The 22,971-nt window shown below is 62.8% G+C and carries 16 protein-coding genes and 1 tRNA gene; 4 read left to right on the top strand and 13 right to left on the bottom strand.

Annotation, left to right across the window (positions count from 1 at the left end; translation table 11 throughout):
• Nucleotides 1–121: 121 nt before the first annotated feature.
• From ACSFA0_RS26175 to ACSFA0_RS26185, 3 genes are all read left to right on the top strand, one after another.
• The gene (locus ACSFA0_RS26175; protein WP_435453190.1) at nucleotides 122–856 is read left to right on the top strand and encodes a hypothetical protein; all 735 of its coding nucleotides are present in this window, start codon (nucleotides 122–124) and stop codon (nucleotides 854–856) included.
• 29 nt (nucleotides 857–885) lie between these two features.
• Nucleotides 886–1,206: a hypothetical protein gene (locus tag ACSFA0_RS26180; protein WP_435453191.1), complete on the top strand. Its 321-nt coding sequence runs from the start codon at nucleotides 886–888 to the stop codon at nucleotides 1,204–1,206.
• Between the two features lie 264 nt (nucleotides 1,207–1,470).
• Nucleotides 1,471–3,051 carry a methyl-accepting chemotaxis protein gene (locus tag ACSFA0_RS26185; RefSeq protein WP_435453192.1) on the top strand — a complete coding sequence of 527 codons (1,581 nt, stop codon included), beginning with the start codon at nucleotides 1,471–1,473 and terminating at the stop codon, nucleotides 3,049–3,051.
• Nucleotides 3,052–3,405: 354 nt separating this feature from the next.
• Here the strand turns inward: ACSFA0_RS26185 and ACSFA0_RS26190 are convergent, their stop codons facing one another.
• From ACSFA0_RS26190 to ACSFA0_RS26210, 5 genes are all read right to left on the bottom strand, one after another.
• Nucleotides 3,406–3,756: a hypothetical protein gene (locus ACSFA0_RS26190; RefSeq protein ID WP_435453193.1), complete on the bottom strand. Its 351-nt coding sequence runs from the start codon at nucleotides 3,754–3,756 to the stop codon at nucleotides 3,406–3,408.
• A 430-nt stretch (nucleotides 3,757–4,186) separates the two neighbouring features.
• A complete protein-coding gene (locus tag ACSFA0_RS26195; protein WP_435453194.1) occupies nucleotides 4,187–5,062 on the bottom strand; it encodes a hypothetical protein in 876 nt (291 codons plus the stop codon).
• A 1,170-nt stretch (nucleotides 5,063–6,232) separates the two neighbouring features.
• Nucleotides 6,233–8,602, bottom strand: a complete 2,370-nt coding sequence (locus tag ACSFA0_RS26200; protein WP_435453195.1) for an AAA family ATPase — start codon at nucleotides 8,600–8,602, stop codon at nucleotides 6,233–6,235.
• An 81-nt stretch (nucleotides 8,603–8,683) separates the two neighbouring features.
• A complete protein-coding gene (locus ACSFA0_RS26205; RefSeq protein WP_435453196.1) occupies nucleotides 8,684–10,243 on the bottom strand; it encodes a hypothetical protein in 1,560 nt (519 codons plus the stop codon).
• A 159-nt stretch (nucleotides 10,244–10,402) separates the two neighbouring features.
• Nucleotides 10,403–10,801 (bottom strand): hypothetical protein, encoded by a 399-nt coding sequence (locus ACSFA0_RS26210; RefSeq protein WP_435453197.1) that lies wholly within the window; start codon nucleotides 10,799–10,801, stop codon nucleotides 10,403–10,405.
• Here ACSFA0_RS26210 and ACSFA0_RS26215 point away from each other — a divergent pair.
• Nucleotides 10,789–11,130 (top strand): hypothetical protein, encoded by a 342-nt coding sequence (locus tag ACSFA0_RS26215; protein ID WP_435453198.1) that lies wholly within the window; start codon nucleotides 10,789–10,791, stop codon nucleotides 11,128–11,130. The two genes, ACSFA0_RS26210 and ACSFA0_RS26215, sit on opposite strands and share 13 nt — an antisense overlap.
• Before the next feature lie 168 nt (nucleotides 11,131–11,298).
• On the opposite strand, the gene ACSFA0_RS26220 is transcribed toward ACSFA0_RS26215, so the two are convergent.
• The 8 genes from ACSFA0_RS26220 to rpoC form a co-directional block, all read right to left on the bottom strand.
• Nucleotides 11,299–12,285, bottom strand: a complete 987-nt coding sequence (locus ACSFA0_RS26220; protein WP_435453199.1) for an HNH endonuclease — start codon at nucleotides 12,283–12,285, stop codon at nucleotides 11,299–11,301.
• Nucleotides 12,286–12,775: 490 nt separating this feature from the next.
• Nucleotides 12,776–12,851 (bottom strand) — tRNA-Phe (locus tag ACSFA0_RS26225).
• Nucleotides 12,852–12,869: 18 nt separating this feature from the next.
• Entirely contained in the window at nucleotides 12,870–13,568 is a 699-nt protein-coding gene (locus ACSFA0_RS26230; RefSeq protein ID WP_435453200.1) for a response regulator, read from the bottom strand.
• Between the two features lie 75 nt (nucleotides 13,569–13,643).
• Nucleotides 13,644–16,016: a sensor histidine kinase gene (locus ACSFA0_RS26235; protein ID WP_435453201.1), complete on the bottom strand. Its 2,373-nt coding sequence runs from the start codon at nucleotides 16,014–16,016 to the stop codon at nucleotides 13,644–13,646.
• On the bottom strand, nucleotides 15,962–16,618 hold the full coding sequence (locus ACSFA0_RS26240; protein WP_435453202.1) for a DUF4390 domain-containing protein: 657 nt from the start codon (nucleotides 16,616–16,618) through the stop codon (nucleotides 15,962–15,964). The genes ACSFA0_RS26235 and ACSFA0_RS26240 overlap by 55 nt, the downstream gene beginning before the upstream one ends.
• Entirely contained in the window at nucleotides 16,599–17,861 is a 1,263-nt protein-coding gene (gene rsmB / locus ACSFA0_RS26245) for a 16S rRNA (cytosine(967)-C(5))-methyltransferase RsmB (protein WP_435453212.1), read from the bottom strand. Before rsmB ends, ACSFA0_RS26240 begins: the two co-directional genes overlap by 20 nt.
• Nucleotides 17,862–18,019: 158 nt before the next feature.
• A complete protein-coding gene (locus ACSFA0_RS26250) occupies nucleotides 18,020–18,628 on the bottom strand; it encodes a lema family protein (protein ID WP_435453203.1) in 609 nt (202 codons plus the stop codon).
• A gap of 112 nt (nucleotides 18,629–18,740) precedes the next feature.
• Entirely contained in the window at nucleotides 18,741–22,970 is a 4,230-nt protein-coding gene (rpoC, locus tag ACSFA0_RS26255) for a DNA-directed RNA polymerase subunit beta' (protein WP_435453204.1), read from the bottom strand.
• Nucleotide 22,971: the final 1 nt, after the last annotated feature.

The raw sequence follows: 22,971 nt of genomic DNA on the forward strand, positions 1-22,971 counted from the left end.
GCAGGCCGCCGCCGCCGCCGCTTCAATGCAGGAGCAAGCCGGCAGCCTGGTGCAAACCGTGGGCGTCTTTAAGATCGACGAGCCTGGAAATGCCCCGTAGAAGGTGATCACCAAGGGCGCCATGCCTGTATCCGTGACGACTGCGCTCCCTGTTGTCAGGGTCAACGGCCGCGCGGCGTGGCATCACATTGGTTACTCAAGCGTGAACCATGCCAAGGCTCTTCATCGAACAAAAGGCTCGTTTTTGGCGACTCATCAGCCCTCAACTGACTGCCGGCTGCGCAAGCCCCAGAGCTCGAACCAACGGGGCATCTCCGATGTCTGGGTCACGCTCGCGATGGTCGTCGTCTTCGGCGCATTCTTGTTTTTCTTCAGGGTTCCTCACCACTACGCCCAACCGCCCCTTCAGGCCAACGTCATTGCCGACCTCAGTGATCGGATCGTCTTCGTCGGGGAACGCGCGGATGGAGGAAGCACCCTCGAGATCGTCATAGATCACCCGCCGACCTACATGGCGAACATCCTCGCCGACCTTGGTCAGAGTGCTGTGGTCATCACACGTGGTTTGCAGCAGCACTTTCCCGATCTCAAGGCGCAGAAGGTAAGGTTTGTTGTTCAGCGCCATGCCCGAGGCATCGAAGGTGTGGCCCTTCAAGACCGAGTTGTCGCCATTGAGTTCGACCGTGCTCTGCTGATGCGCCAGCAGCTCAATGATGACTACCCGTTTCAGGAACTGCTAAACCTGTCATCGAATTTCATCCTCGGAACCCCAGAAGATGAAGTTGTCGTTCGCGCTTTCTGCGCAAACCAGATCGCTGCTCCAGCAGCAGTTTTTTGCAACAGGCAAGCGCGCTGACCGAGCGTGCGCACCACTCAAATCCAAGTATGAGCAGCATCGGGGTCATCGTTCATGCGTCGCCGAATACTGGACAGCTCGACGCCGACTGGCGGCCGACGCCACTGGGCACGCGGCCGCAGGTCCACGCCGTCATCTACGACCTGACAGGGGTAACGACGAGGACGCAGCGATTCGACCTGCGTCCGAGTGGAATAGCCTTGGAGCTCGAGGTCGGTGCCGAGGAGCCACCGTTGTCCGTCACCGCATCAGGAGTCTTTGACGATGCCGCGATCACGATGCTGAAGAAGCTTTGCACTGGCTTCGGAGCCCGGTTTTACGACAGCGAGGAAGGTCGCTTCGTAATCTGAGTGATTGTTGGGATCGACGGGCCTTCGCGGTAGCCGACGTCGGGCATAGCCGCCAGCGCTTCTTCCACTTGTGAGGACGGCGCTCCCATAGGGCGCTGATCCGTGATTCTCAGAAAGCGGCGACATTGGTACATGCAGCGTGATGCAGTTCCGCTTTGCGTGGTTGCTTCTCTTCAGGCTCTCAGGGTTTGCACCGATACGAACTGTTTGGGGCGCACCTGCGCGCTCCACCATCGGTACCACACGCCTCGCAAGGAAAAAATGATGTCGTTCAAAGATTGGAAAATTGGGATCCGGCTGGGTGCTGGCTCTGCACTGACGCTGGCGCTCGTTTGCGCGGTCGCTGCCGTCGGCTACAACGGCTTGAGTGGCGCCTCGGCAGCCATGCAGCGCACGAACGACGCATCGCAGCGCTTGGTGCTCGCCGAACGTTGGGTCGCTGCGATCGCCGCGAACGCGGTGCGCACGATCGCCGTGATGCGCGCGGACACCCCGGACGAGGAGAAGTACTACTCCGACGAGATCGCCAAGCAAGCAGACAGCGTGACCAAACTGCAGGCCGACCTGAAGTCGCGCGTGGCGACCGAGGAGGGCAAGAAGATGCTGGACGGGGTGGCCGCCGCCCGCGAGGTACACAACGCGGCACGCGCCGAGGTCTTGAAGGTCAAGAAGGACGCTGGCGGGCAGATGCCGCCGGACGAGCTCCGCAAGCTGATGGAAAGCAAGTACTTGCCCGCTCGAACAGCTTACATCGGGACCGTGCAGGCATTCGCTGATCGCCAATCTGCACTGATGGAGTCCACCTTCCAAAAGGCGGGATCGGATGCGGCGCGTGAAAAGTCCTTCTTGGCCGCCCTCACGACGATCGCGCTGCTGCTTGGCGCCGGTTCCTCGTGGTTCCTTGCTCGCGGCATCACCCGCCCCATTCAGCGCGCTGTGGACGTGGCGCAGACTGTTGCCGCTGGCGACCTGACCAGCCGCATCGAGGTGCAGAGCCGCGACGAGACGGGTCTCCTGATGGAGGCACTGCGCGCGATGAACGATAGCCTCGCAAAGGTCGTCGGAGAAGTGCGTAACGGTACGGACACCATCGCGACGGCTTCGGGTCAGATCGCCGCTGGCAACCAGGACCTCTCCTCCCGCACCGAGGAACAAGCTAGCTCGCTGCAGCAGACGGCCGCTTCGATGGAAGAACTCACATCCACAGTCAAACAGAACGCCGACAACGCGCATCAGGCGAATCAACTCGCCGCGTCAGCCTCGGAAGTGGCTACCCGAGGTGGTTCGGTGGTTAGCCAGGTCGTCGACACCATGGGCTCCATCAACACGTCGTCCAAGAAAATCGTCGACATCATCGCCGTCATCGACGGCATTGCATTCCAGACGAACATCCTTGCGCTCAACGCCGCCGTGGAAGCCGCTCGTGCGGGCGAACAGGGTCGCGGATTTGCGGTCGTGGCGTCTGAAGTGCGCAGTCTCGCGCAGCGCTCAGCCGCTGCAGCCAAAGAAATCAAATCCCTGATCGACGACTCGGTCAACAAGGTCGCCGCGGGCAGTCTCCAGGTTGAAGAGGCTGGCAAGACGATGCAGGAGATTGTCGCGAGCGTTCGCCGCGTGACCGACATCATGGGAGAGATCTCGTCTGCCAGTCAGGAACAGACGCAAGGCATCGATCAGATCAACCAGGCCATCACGCAGATGGACCAGGTGACTCAGCAGAACGCCGCGCTCGTTGAAGAGGCGGCCGCAGCGGCCGGGTCGATGCAGGAACAGGCCGGCACGTTGGTCGACGTCGTGAGCGCCTTCAAACTGAATTCAAGCGCCCACGCGATCCTTGCGCACTAAGATAAGCCGTCGGTGGGCGTAAGGCGCGCCTAGGGATTCGCAATTTGTCCAACAGGGAATGCTGGTCGCGCTGTTGGAAACCGTGCGGATTCCTCACTCGGCCGCTTTGCCGTGCCCGGACCCAACGAAGGGCAACTCATCTCGTGTGACCTCTGTAGTCGATCGACCGCTGTTCCACAGCGCGGCTCTCGAACTCCGACGAAATGACCGCGGACCCACTGAGGAAAAAATGCCATCCCTGCGCGCCTTATTCATCCGAAGTGGACTCGGGCCGTATGAGGTCGTCGGGACCTTCCTGAGCAGTAGCGCGATGAGGTCGGCGCAGGTTCGAGGCGCGTATGCACCGAGCTGACCCTATTCCAGGGTGCCAAATTCAGTGGTGCCAGTGTGTTGTCGAGACAAGTAGTCATTGATCCAAAGGCGAGCTTTGACCGCCAGTCGGCGGTGAGCTTCCTCCTCTGAGAAAGCCCCCGTGACGGCCAAGCGGCAGACCGGCGCGCCATCCCGATTAACGTCTGCAAAGAAATAGGTCGCCTCGCCCCGTTTTTCAGAGTCGATGCTTATCGTCCAATCGGCCGGAGCCAGTGGGCCCCCTGGATCGTTGGCTGCAGGGTAAAGCTTCATATCGTCGATAAGGCGGTTCTGATCGCTAAAGCTCTTTTTGGGTCTCTCGCCGCGCGCGTGGCCACCACGGCGAACTTGCACGCGCCATCGTCGAGATCACAAGCGCAAACGGTTCAGTTGCGCGATCGACGATCAAGACGGTGAACGCTACATCGTACACACCGTTCGCTGCTGTGGAGGCTGCGACGCGCGTGCTTGCAGGTTAGAAGCGAGCGAGACGATACACCCGCTTGTTGAGCCTGGGGTTTGCAGAGAGCATTCCGGCGACGCAGATTGGGATGAACTAACTGGCTACGAATGAGGAGCCTTAGCGGCCCATCGAGCGCGTCACCAGCTCAATCGCGATTGCGCCACCGCCAATCAAGTGACCATGAACGACTGCTTACGTGAGGTTAGGGAACGTTCGAACGAATGCCACCGCCGGCAGCAACCGCTGCAAAGCGGCCGCTGAAAACAGCGTTAGCTACATACCAGCTTTTTTTCAGCGACTCGACCTATGTGCACGTTCGAGTCAGGCTGCGCGCAACGGTCGCCCTACCTTTCCAGCGACATCGAAGCTGAAGACATGCTCACGCGCAGAACGTCTGCAGCGCCCCACGATACGTCCAGGAAACTCCTTGCGCCCGCTGAAAAGCTCGATGGTCCCGCTGCAGATCGGGCAGGTCGATGTGTATCTTGCGAAAACCAACTGACCCTCCGTTTCGGCGATGGACGGTCGCAACTCAAGCGTCACGTTGTCTTTTGACAGGGGAGCCAGCATCGCCGGCGCCATGACAAGGCGCAGGTCGAAGAGTTCGCCTAAGAACCGGAAGACTGAGACAAGCGATCCGGCGAGCAGGAGGAACACAGCCACGATCGTGATGTCCGCCGGGCTCACGGGACGGGTCACCCGAATGCCGAAGTAGATCAGCAGCCACGCAAAGAACAAAGTGACTAGAAGACCGCTCATGATGAGCGCGAGCAGCGACCAGCGGGCAGGTGCCGTCCATGGAACACTGCCGGCCTTCAGCGCCTTGCTCAAGAAGGCGCCCGGTGCGGCAACACTTTCCGGCGTGTAAAAAATGCCCCCCGCAGGAACTTGAGCGACCTGGTCCTCTTCTCCTCCCGCAGGAACCAGTTCAGCCAGGATCCGGTAGTACGTTGGGTTGCCCTGCACCTTGTCCAGCCTGGGCACGAAAGCTAGACCCTCTCGACGGGCCACCGCGGCCATGCCTTCCCCCCATTGCTGCTCCTCTTTCACCAGGCGTGCCCAATGCGGGCTCATCCAAGCACTGGGATCTTTGGCCGCGTTAGGCGCCACGCCGGCTTTCAGACTGACGGTTGCGATTTCCGCCGCCTTTCCTTCGCGGACGCGTGCCAAGGTCTGTGTGGCGAGTTCGCTCAGCACTTCGAAGGCTTTTGACCGCGTGCCAACTGCGTGTTAGCGAGATAAGCGAGCACTACGGCTGCAGCCTGCGCCTGTGCTGGCTGGGAGGCTGCAGGGGAGGCCTCTGGGGAGGGCTCCAGGACGGGTTCGGACTGCACGGAGAGCGTCATGAACCCGAGCATAAGCCGCTCAAACCACCAAGGACGCAGATGCCATCGAAGACCGCCAGGCACAGCCGCAGACAGCACTTTGCTCGACGCACGCAAGCCAAGCGCCGGTTGGCCGACCCACTGGGAACACCTCACCAACGCGCTATCCGCCGCTTGGCGCTTGAGGTTGCGGCCCGCGAAGGGTTGTGGGGGTGGTTTCATGCAGGCGTTACCTGGCGCACCATGGGCAGCCTCGTCGACCCGGCAATTTCGGTTCTCGTTCACACCGAACAAGCTCTCAAGCTGGGCACGCGACGCTACGTTCCAGACCTGGTGGTGCGTTGCGCGAGATCCAATCGAATCTTGCTAGTCGTTGAGGTTTGGCACACCCACGCCGTCTCGGCGAGCAAAAAGGCCGCTTTCACTTCGGCTGGATTCCCTTGGATCGAAGTGCGCTCCTGGCACGTGATCTCACGTTTTCGCAAACGGCCGCTACCTGTGCTGGACTGGGGCGGTCCGGGGCTACCGGCAGGCCCGGAACAGTACGCACTTTTCGCTGCAGAGCCACCCATCGTAAGCAAGCCAACTTCGAGAGCTCAAACCAGCATTGTGCAGACTAACGACACGTACGCCATGGGCTGCCGCGCGACCGCTTCGATCCCATGCAGCACATTCGCGCATACGGCTGACAGTCGGTGCCAAGAGGTCTTCTTCCGCTTCAGACTGACTGCCGACGTACTCTGCTGGGACTGCGAACGTCTCCTCGCGCCACCAGCAGAGGGTCGGGCCACAGTTACGCGGGATCAAACGAACCTGCAAGCTCGAGCCTACAAGCATGCAAGCTAATCGGGGCCGTTCGCACACCGCCACGCGAAGACCTGTGGTCAGCTCGCCGAACGTTCCTCTTCCGAGTTGTCTTGGAACCCTTGTACGTGCAGACCACGGTGAGCCCACATCGGCCGAATCTGCGAGAGGAACGGGTCATCCCGGAAGCGCTGGCGGATGTACGCCAACGTCGCTCCGTCTCTCTACGGTGCCACTACTAACCCTGAGGCATCGCAACGACTGGTTGGTCGGCGATAGGCATGAGCTCCACCATCTTGTCGTAATGCTCTTTGTCGTTCAGCTCGATGTAGCCAAGGACGGCTCGCATGATGGCCGGCGTCTCTGACAAAAGGGATGCATCGCCCTCACTGTCATCCATTCGATCTTTGTGCGAGTGAGCATTCAGGAACCGAACGATGCGTGCGTGTGTGGCGACATCGCCCTTCAGCTTGCGAACAGTCTGGCGAAGCTCACCCCCGCCTGGCACACGAAAAGCTAAGAACGCTTCTACAAGCCGCCTTGCAATGTTGGGCATGCCATACATCTCTTCCAGGTTCGCCTCACCCTCGATTCTTGAAGCTTCCACTACCTTAGAAAACAGGTAGTGGTACTCTGACTCGTGTTTGTGCAACAGCGGGTCGAGTGCGGTCAGCCTTGATGTTCGATCGACTCCCTCCCCTTTGCTTCGCAGCATGTAAAACTGCGCAAATTTGGATTCCTCTGGCACGTAGACCTTGTTTCGCAGCGCCTTCGAGCCGCCCTCATGGTTGAACCAGTTCTTGACTAGGCGAAAGAACGAAAAATTGTGTGTAAGGACAACGAGCTGCTCAACACCCACAGTGTGCTCTTGCATGTAGCCAAACGCGCAGTAGAGCGAGTTTTGATCGAGGCTAGACACCGGATCATCGATAACAACGACCCCTTTCTCCCGCTCGAAAGATTCATCAGTGAGAGAGTTCAAAAAATAGACGAAAGCGATGGCTGTGCGCTCACCTTCGCTCAGATGCAAGGCCGGCTCGCCATTTCGCCGAATGAGGTAACCGGTGTCCTTATACTCGAACGTCAACTCTTTGCGCCCTAGGTACTCGGTCATCTGCGCCGTGAGTTGCGCGGCGGTTGGCCGATGGTCCTTGATGGATGCCGCTAGGGCGCTGACATCGTTCTTCAGCTTGTCGAGCAGAGCACCCTTGGTGACGCTTGTGGTCTCGGCCTCGTCAATAGCATTCTCCAGCTGACGCCAGTCGGGTAACGCTTTAAGCACCTCATCTGCTTCGAGGGCAGCACGTGCAGCGCTCGCCTCGGCTTGAAAGTTGGCGCTCAATCTGTTGTGTTCTGCAATGTGCTTGGAGATTTCAAAAAGCGCTGCGACATTTGTGTAGGCCGTTGCCATATGAGCCTCAAGAAGGCAGTTGCTCCACACCTCATCGCCTTCATCATCTTGTTGTGAGTGGAATTCGTTTGACTGGATATCCACTGCTGCAAACGGCGTATTCAGCTTCGCTCGAATGAGGCGGAGTAGCCGCCTCAAATACGACGCCATCAGCGTTCCGAAGGCTTCGGCTTGCTCGACATGCAACTTATACTGCCCCCGCAGATGAGGGTATAGCAGTTCAGCAACCGGGATAGAGGCCATCAACTGCCTCAGTGCTTCGACGAATTTTAGAGCTTCTGAACGCAGCGTCATCAGCTCGTGCTGCAGCTTTTGAACCCTGTCGTTGAAATGGCCGCGCAGAGAGGCAATGCGCCCATGGGGCATTGGGCTTTCGCAAAAATGGCACGTGGTGGCGTCGTCGCCGTGAATAATTAACCCGTGCTGCACCCAAGAGGCAAGTTCAGTGTTATCTACCAAGCTAGCAAGGGCATGCGCAACGACATTCTGCTGAACCTTGTCTAACACACGAGAAGTGAAATCAGTAAGGTCAAATGAAGGGAAGTCGAGCTTCCCGATGGGCGTCATAAAAGTCGAGTGCATCGTGCTCTCATACGCTCCCCGCTGTTCCTGAGTCAGCGCTACGGGGGTCTCAGCAGCGAGAGCCATAAGCTTTACGCGTGTGCGAAAACGGGGCGCTTCATAGTTGCTGTATGAGGGGTCACCAATGAGTAGTGCTCGAATGGTTCGGGCTCTATCAGTACAAAACTTGTCGCTTGCGCCCCTTTGCTTGCCCTCGGCGTTTTTTGCCTCAGAGTAAGCCGCCGCGATGTCTTTCAGTTCTTGGCGCAGAGCCTCGAGCTGCGTCTGTTTAGCTTTCCCATCGTCGCTCACCACGTACACAGGAGGAAGTTGCCTGTTTGGATCTTCAAAGACTGTGCGGTCCACGAAATCTCTATTGAAGACCCGAATCGGTGGGAGCGCGGCCCCAGGAAAGTCTGAACCCTTGACGACCTTCCCGTCCACTAATAGCTCCACATCCCCCTCGGGTGCGACTCCATCTTGGCAGTTTCGTAAGAGACTCGAAATCGAAGTCTTGCCAGACCCGTTCCAGCCGTAGATCAGGCTGAACTGCCCGAAGGGCATGAGCCCAGCAGGCCAAGTGAAATCCTTGAAAACGCGGTAGTTTCGAAGACTGTTCAGTCGCTCGATGCGCATCTTGTCCTCTCTTACTTATATTGGTTCGACTCAGATGTCGAGCTTTGTCAAAGACTGCGGAACATTTGCTCGGGGCGGAGCTTAGTTCACCGGCACTACGTTTTCGAACACCCTCACATCGAGCTGGCCAGGCAGATCTTTGAAGGTCTCTGGCATGAAGCGCTCGAGTACAAGGTAGACCTTCACTGAAATGGGCTTGCCAGGTTGCTCCACCTTCGCTTGGGCCTCCAGGAGGCAGCGGTACTTCACGGCCTGGTATACACCCCTGCGGTAGTCCAGTTCATCGCCATCAGAAACTCGAGACTTCACCTCGATACCCACCCACTTATCTGCAGTTTCGAAAAACACGTCGATGACATCACGCGAGTGAAGGGGGTACTCCTCGGTGGACTTTGCGCCAGGCGCAACACCAAACAACTCAGGGTGCTCAGCCACGTACCGTTTAAGAGCCTTGTGCGCCTCCGACTCACCTCCTCCCCAACCGCTAGAACCCTCGCCGCTACCAGGTGTACCAGGCTCTTTGATGACAGGTTCAAGGGGCTCGATACCGAGCTGTCGCAACACTTCTTTCCACCGACTGCCGAAGTCCAATATTCTCCCGTACTCGACCTCGACCGCCGCTTCTTTCCGCTCTCGAGTCATCGAGACATAGCCTGGAAACTTTGCACTCACCCCATCGCCGGGCAGGCCATCTGTCGCATCACCTGTTGTCCCCACCACAACGGATGTGAGGTAGGGGATCTCGTTGTTCCACGTTGACTGAATCTCATCAATCCAGCACGTGATGATGTGCAACACCCCTCCTATGCCTCTGGGCCATGGAACACCCTTGTACGTCAGCCGCCCAATGCGCTCTGCCAACTCCATGTAGCTCATACGCTGCATGACCCCGTCACGTTGAGCCAAGACATGGGCCACCAATACCGGCAACGCTTTTTTGGCATACCCCACGTATGTTGCCGGCTCTTCGTCAAGTGCGCCGTCATCACCGTCCTCAATTGGCACAGGCGCAGGCAATGGAGCTGGGGCTGGGACGAGAACTGGCACATCCGCTCCAGGTGGAGCCGCATGAGGTGCATTCACCAGATGCGGCGCCAAGCCAGTCAATGGCACCAGCTCGAAAGTCCAAGGAGCAGCGCCGATGTAGTCATCATCCAATACACCGGCCTTTCGAAACGCCTCAACGAGTTTCAGCCGCTCCTTCAAGTCGTCGCCTCTCGTGCCAAAGATCGGCACCAGTTCGTAAGCCCTGTCTAGGCAAAAGTGCCTCACACGTCGCTCACCCTTCTCCAACTTTGTAGGATCACCCACCGTTTCATACCCCACCACCAAGTGACGCGCACTAATGGCTTGAGACAAGTTCACATTGGCTTCCTTGCCATGGGTGATGGAGAGCTTCTTCCAGGACCGGCGCTTGCCGCCCAGGATCACGAAGCGCCTCAGTGCTTCGCCGTCCTGCACCGACACGATACGGTCTTGCCACACCGTGTTCACGAGGGTCTTGCCGTCCCTCGTGTAGTCATTCCAATGGGTCTCTCGCTGGGCGTGGTTCGAGCCCTTCCACCAGGTGTCGTACCCGGTTGTAGCCAGCCAGAAATCGCGCACTGCGCTCTCAATCCTCTCTCCGTTAACGTATTCCATCGAGCTGTCCCGCAAATGTGTAGTTTTGTATCCATCGAGTCTATCCGCCACCATGCACGCGAGGTTGAGGGCTCGCTGGAATTTCCGAGCAGACCGAGCTTTACCGTTAAAGCCCGGCAGCCAGGCCCACGAACTCGTGTGTCGGGTTCCGAACTAAATTCAGACATCATTGGCTTCCAGTCCGACGACTGCGATCGATGCAAAGCCTACGTTTTTTTTGCCTGCAGTCACTGAGCCATCACCCGCGGCACCTCCGCCCACCGCGTCGTGTACTCCGGCGTCTTCAATGACTGCCTCATCGTCCAAGTCCGCTGCCCGTTCGATTTCCCATTGCTGGCCAGCGCGATCGATCCCCCCATATCGTTCGTTGAGCCGGTCCATCGTCTCCATGAGCGCACTGCGATCATCGAGTGCCAGCTCCTGCTGCTCTACCGAGGCATCCTGCAGGTCCAGCAGCATCACGCCGGCTTTGGCGTAGTTGAAGCCCGGCTGGAAGATGGCCTTTGCGCCGTACACGGCCGCCTGCAGCGATCCGGCCGTCGTGCGTGCGCGCTCCAAAGGTAAAGAAGGTAACCCGGGTCGAAGAGCTGGGACGTGCACCGACAGTGGACGACAACGGCATCGGACTGGAGGCAGGAGATTGGCCGCGGCCTGCGAAGGCACTGGGGCACCATGCGCCCATCGCTGGCGCCGCGGCTGCCGCCCGCCCCGCCACCGCAGTGAAGCGCAAGATCAAGACCCTTGACCTGATCTTCATCGGAATCCTGAAGAATCTGGTGGAAGCGGGCAAGCCGCACACGCTGACAGCTCTTCAGAACAGGATCCCGTGCCGCTTCGGCCCCAATCCATGCCGGAGAAATTTGCGCACGTGGTGTCTGAGCTCGTGAGCGCATGCGCCATTCGCATCGACGACGGGAAGCTGCTTTACATCGGTCTCCGGAGCCAACTGAGAAGTGCTACCGGCGCGGGCACGCCAACCATTGCTGGGGATCGGTACCCGTGAGCGGGCGTGGGTCTGCGCCGCCGTCCTCCACAGTCAATCGCACGCCCAGGCCTCAGCCCATCGCCTCCAAGAAACTCGAGCGCAGCAAGACGTTTTCTCGATGAAAGGCGAGGAAGCGGCGCTGTCCGGAGGAGAACTTGCCCACCTGCTGCGGCGCGTTGGGCGTGATGCCCATCCTCACCAAAGAATCGCGATGCGCCACGGGCGAAATGATCATCTGACCGCTGTCCTCGAATGCGATGAACCCGCGATCAAACAGGTGATCCATGCTCGGTGTGAGGAGCAAGCCGTTTTCGCCATCGAGGCGCTCCTCGTGGCTGGCGTCCCGCCACGGCTTGCAATGACTCGCCCGCAGGTGTTCGGGCTGATTGACCCCGGTGACGCGGCAGGCGCTCTCGATCTGCATCACCCGCTGCTTGAACAGGCCCTGACCTCGGCGCGCGAGAACAATCGCAAGCCGATCCGTGTCCGGCAGGGAAGCGTCCGCCTGCACGCGTTGCAGCTCGTGCTCCTCCCATTGCACCAGCCCCAGTGCCGCAGCGCCCGGCGCCGCCGCGTCAGCGCTGACATTCAGAACCAACGAATGGGCCTCGGCGCCCAGCAAGTCCATCAGCGCACCGGCAAACTCCTCAGGGAGCCGCGTGAGGTACACACTCTGGAGCCCGGCACCATTGGGCCGCAATGGCGCGTAGCGGACGGGCAGCAAGGGACGGAGCACGTCCATGTGCGCCGATGGTTTGACCGTCCCCTGCAGCGCCGCGAAACGCACGTCCACCCGCCAGCCAATCTGATCCCAGTAGGCACCCGCCCCGCCAAACTCCAAAGGCTTGGGTGCTTCGTATGCATGCGAGCCTGCAATCCCAATCGCGCGAATCATGGTCTTTGCAAATGAGAAGACCATGTCGCCCGGTGCCACCTCCCGCATAAAGTCGTAAAACGGGTTCTGGGCCTGGTTCGCCTTGCGCTTGGGCGACCACAGGTAACCCCCGGCAATCTCGTGCCGGTATGTTTGATTCTGGTTGACCCACCAAAAGCGCATGAGTGTGGACGGTGCCCGCAGGAGTACATGTAAGCGAGAGCGCTACATTACGTGACATTGTCCACTGGTCCATCCGGCTCTTCGCCTAAGAATCGAGTCCCACCTGCGCCAAGAGGTCGTGATGACCCGCGCCATTGCCGCTTGCCTGTCTGCAGCGGTCGCAACGTAGATCAGTTCGTAGGTTAGCGGGCTACTCGGTCCGAAGGGCCCGCTATTGCTCAATACGAGGCGGGGGGAGCGGCCGCCGAACTGCCGAAACACAGCCCATACGAGTTCTGTCTTCCCTGGGATGCCAGCCCGCGACCATCAACCGCGACGGCGCCGAGGTAGTCCGCCGCTCGTTCGAGTCCCGATGCAAGTTGACGCTTCGGCATGGAAATCTGCAGCTTGGCGTTGACTTTCTTTGCCTACACGATGCCTACACAGCACCAGAAAGCAAAAAGCCCAACTCTTACGAGTCGGGCTAAGTACTTGTTATAAAACGAGAATTTGGTGGCCTGGGTCGGAATCGAACCAACGACACGCGGATTTTCAATCCGCTGCTCTACCAACTGAGCTACCGGGCCATGGTGTGCAGCCTGCGATTATACAGCGCTTCGGCGGCCTCTGGAAAGATCGACCCCCAACTGTTTGAGTTTTCTGTAGAGGTGGGTGCGCTCGAGGCCGGTCTTCTCGGCAACGCGGGTCATCGAGCCGTTCTCCATGGCGAGATGGAATTCGAAGTAGGCCTTCTCGAACCCGTCGCGCGCATCGCGCAGCGGTCGGTCGAGGTCGAAACTCTGGCGCGACTGCGGGCCGCTGTCGACCACGGCCGACACGACGGGCATCGCCTGTGCCAGCGCGGCTTCGCCGATGGTGGTCACGACAGCCGCCATGCCGCTGGTGACCGGCACGACGCTGGCCGCCGCGCGGCGGGCGCTCTCGCGTGCCAGGCCCTGCTCCACTGCCTTGAGCAGCTTCTGCATGGTGATGGGCTTTTCGAGGAAGGCGAAGGCGCCGATGCGGGTGGCGTCGACCGCGGTGTCGATGGTGGCGTGGCCGCTCATCATCACGACGGGCATGCTGAGCAGGCCGGCGGTCGACCACTCCTTCAACAGCGTGACGCCGTCGGTATCGGGCATCCAGATGTCGAGCAGCACGAGGTCGGGTCGGGCACGTTGACGGGCGGCGCGTGCTTCGGCGGCGTTCTCGGCGAGTTCCACATGGTGGCCTTCGTCATTGAGAATCTCGAAGAGCAGGTCCCGGATGCCCAGCTCGTCGTCGACCACGAGGATGTTTGCCATGAGTCTTTTTTTGCTGCTGCGTTGTGCGGGGTGAGACGGGTGCGTCGGCCGGATCATCCTCGCAAGGCGCGGGCCTCAGGCGGTGGATGGTTTCGAATCGTCGGTGTGAGCGAGCGCTACCTGCGGTTCGCCGGCCAGCGCGAATGATAACGAGACTTGCGCACCTGCCACAGCCCCGTCGACGATGCGGTTCGACAACTCGATGCGCGCGCCGTGCTCGTCGGCGATCTTCTTGACCACGGCGAGGCCCAAGCCGGTGCCCTTGGTCTTGGTGGTGACGTAGGGCTCGAAGGCCCGCTTGAGGATGTTCTCGGCGAAGCCAGGGCCGCTGTCCTGCACGGTCAGGCGCACGCGCTGACCCGAATCGCCCAGGCGCGTGCGCACCACGACTTCACCGTTCCGCCCCTGCGCGGCAGCGGCCTCGGCGGCGTCCTGCGCGTTCTGCAGCAGGTTGTGGATGACCTGGCGGATCTGCTGTGCGTCGCCCCGGATCGGCGGGCAGCGCGGGTCGAGTTCGCAGTGCAGCGCGTTCGGTGCGTTGTCGTGACCGTAGAGCTGAAGCACGTCGGTCACCAACCCGTTGAGGTCGACAGGTTTAAGGTCGGCCGCCGGCAGTCGGGCGTAGTCGCGGAATTCGTTGACCAGCCGCTTCATCGCGTCGACCTGGTCGACGATGGTCTTGACGGACTTGGTGAGGATGGCCTGCTCGGGCGGCGGCACCTTGCCGGAGAGCTTCATCTCGAGACGCTCGGCCGACAGCTGGATCGGCGTCAACGGGTTCTTGATCTCGTGCGCCAGCCGGCGTGCGACCTCGCCCCAGGCTTGCGCGCGCTGGGCCGAGACGATCTCGGAGATGTCGTCGAACACCAGCAGCCGCGCAGCGCCCGGCAGCTCCGCGCCGCGAGCCACGATGCTGATCGCGTCCTGCGACATGCCCGAATTGCCGGCATGCAGTTCGAAGGCGTGCTGCCAGTGGTCGAGGCCGTGCTGCGCACGCTCGACCTCGAAGTCGTCGAACTGCTGCTGCACGCTCTGCGCAAAAGTGGCCAGACCGGGCACGTCGGCGAAGGGTTGCCCTTCGTAGGCCGCCAGGGGCGCGCGCAGCACGCGCGTGGCGCCGGGGTTGGTCGACAGCACGCGGCCGGCTTCGTCGAGCACGATCACGCCCGAAGTCAGGTTGTCGAGGATGGTCTGCAGGTTGCCGCGCGCGGCGTCGAGTTCGCCGACGGTCTTCTCGACGGCGGCGCGCGCATCGGACAGCTGCTGCGTCATGACCGCGAACGAGCGTGTCAGGCCGCCCAGTTCATCCTTGCCCTGCAGCACGGCGGTCGGGCGCAAATCGCCGGCGGCCACCTGGCGCACACCGTCGGCCAGCACCAGCAGCGGTCGCGCCAGCCCGTTGCCGAAGAGCACGGCGAGCAGCACCGCGCCGAACACCGCGAGGAACAGGCACAGCGTGAGCGTGCCGATGTACATGCGGCGCAACCCGTCGCGCGCCAGCGAGCGCTCCTGGTATTCGCGGTTGGCCTCCTGCACCGCGAGCGCGTTGGCCACGACCGCAGGCGGCAGCGGCTGCACCACTTGCAGGAAGCGCGGCTCGGTGTTGAACTCGAAACCCGGGCGCTGAACCAGGGCGAGCGCCCGCACCGACGCTGGCGGCGGCGGTGCGCCTTGCGTGGCGGGTGTCTCGTCGAGGCCTTCGATGTGGGCGACGGCGCGGTCGCTTCGCGCCTGCCGGAACTGCTGAGGCGTCGGCCGCTCGGGGTTGATCTGGAAGCGCGATGCGCCGGCGCCGGCGATCAACTGACCGGCGCCGGTCCAGAGCACGACGTCGGTGGCGCCGAGCTGATCGCGGATGCGTTCGAGCACCAGGCCGGCGCTGGTGTCGGGCACGTCGGCCAGTTGCGTGCTGGCGCCGCGGGTCTTGCTCATCAGGTCGGCCGAGAGCGAATCGAGCGTCGCACGGCCGAGGTTCAGGCCGGCGTCGAGCGCGCCTTCGACCTTGACGTCGAACCAGCTCTCGATCGAGCGCGACACGAACTGGTACGACACGAAGTACACCAGCACCCCCGGCACCACACCGACCAGCGCGAAGATGGCCGCGAGCTTGATCAGCAGCCGGCTGCCGAACTTGCCCTGCCGCAGCCGCCGCAGCAGCCGGAAGATCACCCAGGCCAGCACCAGCGACAGCAGCACAGCCACGACGACGTTGATGCCGAAGAGCCGCGCGTAGTTCTCTTCGTACAGCGTGCGGTTGTTGGTCGACAGCGCCAGCAGGAACATCAGCACCAGGCCGACGGCGGTGACCAGCGCGGCGATCACGCCGACCGCCCAGCGCACCGCCTTGGCGCGTCGTGCCGCCGAGGCGACCGGGGTGTCGCGCGGCTCGGTGCTCACCGCGGCTTCTCCATCGCCAGGCGCGCGCTGCGCTCGGTGGCGATGTCCCATTCGGACTGGCCGACCATGCCGATCTGGAACGGGCGCGGCAGCTGCGTGGTGTCGAGCCGGAAGCGGAAGACGACCGGGTGCTGGCCGTCTTCGCCGATCTCCGCCACGTCGCCCAGGCGCAGGCGCCCGATGCGTTTGACCGCATCCAGCGCCTCGGCGAGGCTGTCGAAGTTCTGGTTGAGCGACACGCCGAAGCCGGCGTTGCCGGTGATGGGAACCGGCGCCACGTTGAGCCGCCAGCGCCGCGTCAGCGGCTGGTAGGCCAGGCGCATGTAGCGGCTGACCTGCGCCACCTTGCGGTCGGTCCAGTACCAGCGCTCGCGGTAGAGCTCGGCCTCAGCGACGAAATGCAGGGCGATGCCTTTGTCGAGCACGTCCTCGACCAGCGTCGGCAGCTCGAACTGGACGGCGGCGGTGAGGTAGACGCCGTCGTCGCCGTTCTCGAGGCGCATCTGCGTCACCGATGCACCGTGCGGCTGCGCCGCCACCGGCGCGACCGCGCCCCACAGGAGCACGAGCCCGAGCAGCAGCAGCGCGACCCATCCGAACGACGACCCGCCACGCGCCCCGCCGGGGCGCGGGTCAGCGTGCGTGTTTTTCAAGCAAGGCGTAGAAGAAACCGTCGTGATCACCCAGGTCATTGTCCGGGACGCCACGGCCCATCCCCCCACTTTGGGGAAGCAAATGGCCGGGGGACGGCTTGATTCGGGCGTCGGTGTTGTGCGCAAGGAACGCATCGATCTGGTGCGCGCCTTCTTCCCGGAACACCGAGCACGTGCAATAGAGCAGCCGCCCGCCCGGCTTCAGCAGCGGCCAGAGTGCCGCCAGCAGCATGGCTTGTTGAAGCGCGAGCTGTTCGGTGTCGCTCTCGCGGCGCAGCCAGCGGACGTCGGGATGCCGACGGACGATTCCGGACGCCGTGCAGGGCGCGTCGAGCAGGATGGCGTCGAAGGGCTGGCCGTCCCACCACTGGGCCGGGCGGCCGGCATCGGCCACGACCACCTGCGCGTCGAGGCCCAGCCGGGCCAGCGTTTCGCCGATGCGACGGCTGCGCTGGGCATCGACCTCCAGGGCGATCACCTCGATCGGCATGTCGCCGGCATGTTCGAGCAGATGGGCCGTCTTGCCGCCGGGCGCGGCGCAGGCGTCGAGCACCCGCAGCGGCGCGCCGAAAGCGGGCGGGACGAGGCCGTCGAGCAGCAAGGGCGCCGCGAGCTGGGCCGCCGCGTCCTGCACCGACACCGCGCCGTCGGCGAAGCCCGGGAGCTGCTGCACCGGCCGCGCCTGATGCAATTGGATGCCATCGCGGCCCACCGCATGGCCGTCGAGGCCGACGCGTTTCAAAGCCAGCAGGTAGTCGGCGACAGCGCCCTTGCGGCGATTGACCCGCAGCGTCATCGGGGCCTGCTGGTTGTCGGCGGCCAGCACGCGCTGCCATTCGCGCGGGTGGTCGCGCCGCAGGCGCTCGATCCACCAGCGCGGGTGGTTCCACTGCGCGACCGGCTCCTTCTCGGTGGCCGCGACCAGTTCGTCACGCTCCCGCAGGAAGCGGCGCAGGCAGGCGTTGATGAAGCTGGCCTGCGCCCGCGTGACCGGGTTGCGCTTGGCCGCCTCCACCGCCTGATCGACCAGCGTGAACGGCTCGTAGGGCGAGGACGCAGCCTCCCAGGCGAGCGCCAGGGCGGTGCAGAGCAGCGCGTCGGCCGGCGGCGGCGGCGTGCGCTTGGCCAGGTGGCGGCGCAGTGCTTCTGCACGGCCGAGCCGGCGCAGCACCTGGAAGCCGAGCGACTGGACGCCCGGCCGCATAGCGGGCTCGATGGCTTCGAAAGCGGCGGTGCCGGACATGCCGGCGCGGATCGCAGCCAGCGCCTGGGCGGTCAGCTGCAACTGGCGCCAGAGTGGCGGCGAGAGGGAGGGGTCGGAGAGGTCGGACAAGCGATGGATGGTAACAACGGCGTCCGTGGACGACGTGGGGTGAAGGGAGCCGACATTGGCCGGAGGCGTCAGGTGAGTTCGGCCGCCCGTCGCAGTTGCATCACCCATGCCACCAGCACCGCCGGCACTTGGCCGACCGCCGCGTTGTACTGGCGGACCGCCTGGTTGAACTGACCGCGCGCGATCTCGGCGGCGGCCGAAGGCTCCGGCCAGGCGATCGCGCCGGCCACGGGCGCATCGATCACGACGCCGCCCAGCGGGACCGGTCGCGACAGCATGCCGTCGGCGTCGAAGCTGACGACCTCGTCGGGAAAGAGCCGCTGCCAGGCCGCCAGCATCACATGCAGCGCCGTGGCCAGCGCGGCCATGCGCTCGGGGTCGAGCGGGCGCTGGCGCGTCGCGCCGAGCAAGGTGGTCAGTTGAAGGGCGGTGGCGTGCAACTGCACGATGGCGTGCCGGCCGTAGACCGCGTCGTCGGCCGCGATCGCGCGCGCCTGCACGAACTCCAGCTGGCGCGCCAGGGCGGCGTCGAGCGTCGTGTAAGCCTGCAGCGCGGCCGAGCGCAGACGCACCAGCCGGTTGTAGGCACCCACGAACCAGAAGAGGAGCACGGCCGCGGCAATCCACCACGGCAGCTCGGGCGGCAGACGGTCCATCACGGCGCGTCTACCGGCCACACCCCGCGGCACCGCACAGGGGCCGTGGGGGACAGAGACAAAAAAACGCCCCCGGTCCGCTGGCGGACGGGGGCGTCTGGAGGCCGTTCATGGCCAGGCGATCAGCGACCGGTTACTCGGTCGCAGCACCTTCGCTGGCGTCGACCGTGGTCGCGTCGTCCGAGCCGTTGCCAGCCAGTTCGGCGGCTTCGGACTCGGCGATGGCGCGGCGCTCGGCCTCGTCCATCTGGTCCTTCGCGCGGCGTGCCTGGTGGTACGCCATGCCGGTGCCGGCCGGGATCAGACGACCCACGATCACGTTTTCCTTCAGGCCGCGCAGCTCGTCGCGCTTGCCCATGATCGCGGCTTCGGTCAGCACGCGCGTCGTTTCCTGGAAGGACGCCGCGGAGATGAACGAGTCGGTCGACAGCGATGCCTTCGTGATACCGAGCAGCAGGTTGGTGAACGTCGCGGGGATCTTGCCGTCGGCGCGCAGGGCGTCGTTGGTGTTGAGCATTTCGCTGCGTTCGACCTGTTCGCCCGAGATGTAGTTCGTGTCGCCGATGTTGTCGACCACGACGCGGCGCAGCATCTGGCGAACGATCACCTCGATGTGCTTGTCGTTGATCTTCACACCCTGCAAGCGGTACACGTCCTGCACTTCGTCCACGATGTAGCGCGCGAGTTCTTCCGAACCCAGCAGGCGCAGGATGTCCTGCGGGTCCGCCGGGCCGTCGACCACGGACTCGCCCTTGTTCACCACCTGGCCTTCGTGCACCAGGATGTTCTTTTCCTTCGGCACGAGTTCTTCGTAGACGCCGCCTTCGGGGTCGGTGATCTGCAGGCGCAGCTTGCCCTTGGTCTCCTTGCCGAACGACACGGTACCGGTCATCTCTGCCAGCATGCCCTTGTCCTTCGGCGAGCGGGCTTCGAACAGCTCGGCCACACGCGGCAGACCGCCGGTGATGTCGCGCGTCTTCTGGCCTTCGACCGGAATGCGGGCCAGCACTTCGCCGGGGCCCACATCCTGGCCGTCGCGGATCTGCACCAGCGAGCCGATCGGGAAGCCGATCGTCACCGAGTGGTCGGTGCCGGGGATCTTCACTTCGGCGCCCGAGGCGTCGATCAGCTTGACCTGCGGGCGCACGACCTTGGCAGCGCCGCGGCGCTTTGGGTCGATCACGACCAGGGTCGACAGGCCGGTGACTTCGTCCACCTGCTTGGCGACCGTGAGGCCTTCTTCCACGTTCTCGAACTGCGCCTTGCCGGCGAACTCGGTGATGATGGGGCGCGTCAGCGGGTCCCAGTTGGCCAGGATGAAGCCGGCCTTGACCTGCTGATCGGCCTTGACCGCCAGGATGGCGCCGTACGGCACCTTGTGGCGTTCGCGCTCACGACCATGCTCGTCGTGGATGATGATTTCGCCCGAACGCGAGATCACGACCAGCTCGTTCTTGCTGTTCGTCACGTAGCGCATCGTGGCGTTGAAACCGATCGAACCGTTCGACTTGGCTTCCACGCTGGAGGCGATCGCCGCACGCGACGCTGCACCACCGATGTGGAAGGTCCGCATCGTCAGCTGCGTGCCGGGCTCGCCGATCGACTGCGCGGCGATCACGCCGACCGCTTCGCCGATGTTGATCAGGCCGCCGCGGCCGAGGTCGCGGCCGTAGCAGGTGGCGCAGATGCCGAAGCGCGTTTCGCACGTGAGCGCGGTACGCACCTTGACCTCGTCGACGCCTTGGGCCTCGAGCATCTCGATGTTGTCTTCGTCGAACATCTCGCCAGCGGCGAGCAGCACGGCTTGCGTCTCGGGGTGGAGCACGTCGTCGGCAGCGGAACGGCCGAGGATTCGGTCGCGCAGCGATTCGATGACTTCACCGCCTTCGACGATGGCGCGCATGACGTAGCCGCCGTGCGTGCCGCAGTCCTGTTCGATCACGACCAGGTCCTGCGTCACGTCGACCAGACGACGCGTCAGGTAACCCGAGTTCGCGGTCTTCAGCGCGGTGTCGGCCAGACCCTTACGGGCACCGTGGGTGGAGATGAAGTACTCCAGCACGTTCAGACCTTCGCGGAAGTTCGCGGTGATGGGCGTCTCGATGATCGAGCCGTCGGGCTTGGCCATCAGGCCCCGCATGCCGGCGACCTGACGGATCTGCGCGGCGGAACCGCGCGCACCCGAGTCGGCCATCATGTAGATCGAGTTGAAGGACTCCTGCTCGACGTCCTTGCCGTGGCGATCGATGACGCGCTCCTTGGAGAGCTTGGCCATCATGACCTTCGACACTTCGTCGCCGGCCTTGCCCCAGATGTCCACCACCTTGTTGTAGCGCTCGCCGGAGGTCACCAGACCGGAGACGTACTGCTGTTCGATCTCCTTCACTTCCTTGGCCGAGCGCTCGATGATGCCGTGCTTCTCGGCGGGCACCAGCATGTCGTCGATGGCGATCGAGATACCGGCCTTCGTCGCGAGACGGAAACCGTTCTGCAGCAGCTTGTCGGCGAACACCACGGTCTCTTTCAGACCGCACTTGCGGAACGAGACGTTGATGAGCTTGGAGATTTCCTTCTTCTTCAACGCCTTGTTGATGTTCGAGAACGGCAGGCCCTTCGGCAGGATCTCGGACAGCAGCGCGCGGCCCACGGTCGTGTCCACCAGGGCGGTCGACGGCGTGAATTCGCCGGTTTCCTTGTCCTTGGTGTACTCGGTGATGCGCACGGCGACCTTGGCGGTCAGCTCGACCTCGTTGGCGTCGAGTGCGCGCTGGACTTCACCGATGTCGGAGAAGATCAGGCCCTCGCCCTTGCCGTTGATGCGGTCACGGGTCGTGTAGTACAGACCCAGCACCACGTCTTGCGACGGCACGATCGAGGGTTCGCCCGATGCGGGGAACAGCACGTTGTTGGAGGCCAGCATCAGCGTGCGGGCTTCCATCTGCGCTTCCACCGACAGCGGCACGTGGACGGCCATCTGGTCGCCGTCGAAGTCGGCGTTGAAGGCCGCGCAAACCAGCGGGTGCAGCTGGATCGCCTTGCCTTCGATCAGGATGGGTTCGAAGGCCTGGATGCCCAGACGGTGCAGCGTCGGCGCACGGTTGAGCATCACCGGGTGTTCCTTGATGACCTCTTCCAGGATGTCCCAGACCACCGGCGTGCCGGATTCGACTTCCTTCTTGGCCGCCTTGATCGTCGTCGCGATGCCCATGGCTTCGAGGCGCGAGAAGATGAAGGGCTTGAACAGCTCGAGCGCCATCAGCTTGGGCAGGCCGCACTGGTGCAGCTTGAGCGTCGGGCCCACCACGATGACCGAACGGCCCGAGTAGTCGACGCGCTTGCCCAGCAAGTTCTGACGGAAACGACCGCCCTTGCCCTTGATCATGTCGGCCAGCGACTTCAGTGCGCGCTTGTTGGCGCCCGTCATGGCCTTGCCGCGACGGCCGTTGTCCAGCAGCGAGTCGACCGCTTCCTGCAGCATCCGCTTTTCGTTGCGCGCGATGATTTCCGGGGCCTTGAGCTCCAGCAGGCGACGCAGGCGCGAATTGCGGTTGATGACGCGACGGTACAGGTCGTTCAGGTCCGACGTGGCGAAGCGGCCGCCGTCCAGCGGCACCAGCGGACGCAGGTCCGGCGGCAGCACGGGCAGCACTTCGAGCACCATCCACTGCGGCTTGATGCCCGACTTGCGGAAGGCTTCCAGCACCTTCAGGCGCTTGGAGTTCTTCTTGACCTTGACTTCGGAGCCGGTCAGGTCGCCGCGCAGGCGCTCGATCTCGCTGTCGAGTTCGATGCCTTCGAGCAGGTCCTTGATGCCTTCGGCGCCCATCTTGGCGACGAACTCGTCGCCGAATTCCTTGCGCTTCGTGTCGTAGTCGTCCTCGGACATGATGCTGAACTTCTTCAGCGGGGTCATGCCGGGGTCGGTCACCACGTAGGCTTCGAAATACAGCACGCGTTCGATGTCGCGCAGCGTCATGTCGAGCACCAGGCCCAGACGCGACGGCAGCGACTTCAGGAACCAAATGTGGGCGCAGGGCGCGGCGAGGTCGATGTGACCCATGCGCTCGCGACGCACCTTGGTCTGCGTGACTTCAACGCCGCACTTCTCGCAGATGACACCGCGGTGCTTGAGGCGCTTGTACTTGCCGCACAGGCATTCGTAGTCCTTGATGGGCCCGAAGATCTTGGCGCAGAACAGGCCGTCGCGTTCGGGCTTGAAGGTGCGGTAGTTGATCGTCTCGGGCTTCTTCACTTCGCCGAAAGACCACGAACGGATCTTCTCGGGCGAAGCCATGCGGATGCTGATGGCATCGAAATGCTCATCGGGCGTGAATTGCTTGAACAGGTCGAGTAATGACTTCATG

Source organism: Variovorax restrictus (genome assembly GCF_051216715.1).
Taxonomy (GTDB): domain Bacteria; phylum Pseudomonadota; class Gammaproteobacteria; order Burkholderiales; family Burkholderiaceae_C; genus Variovorax.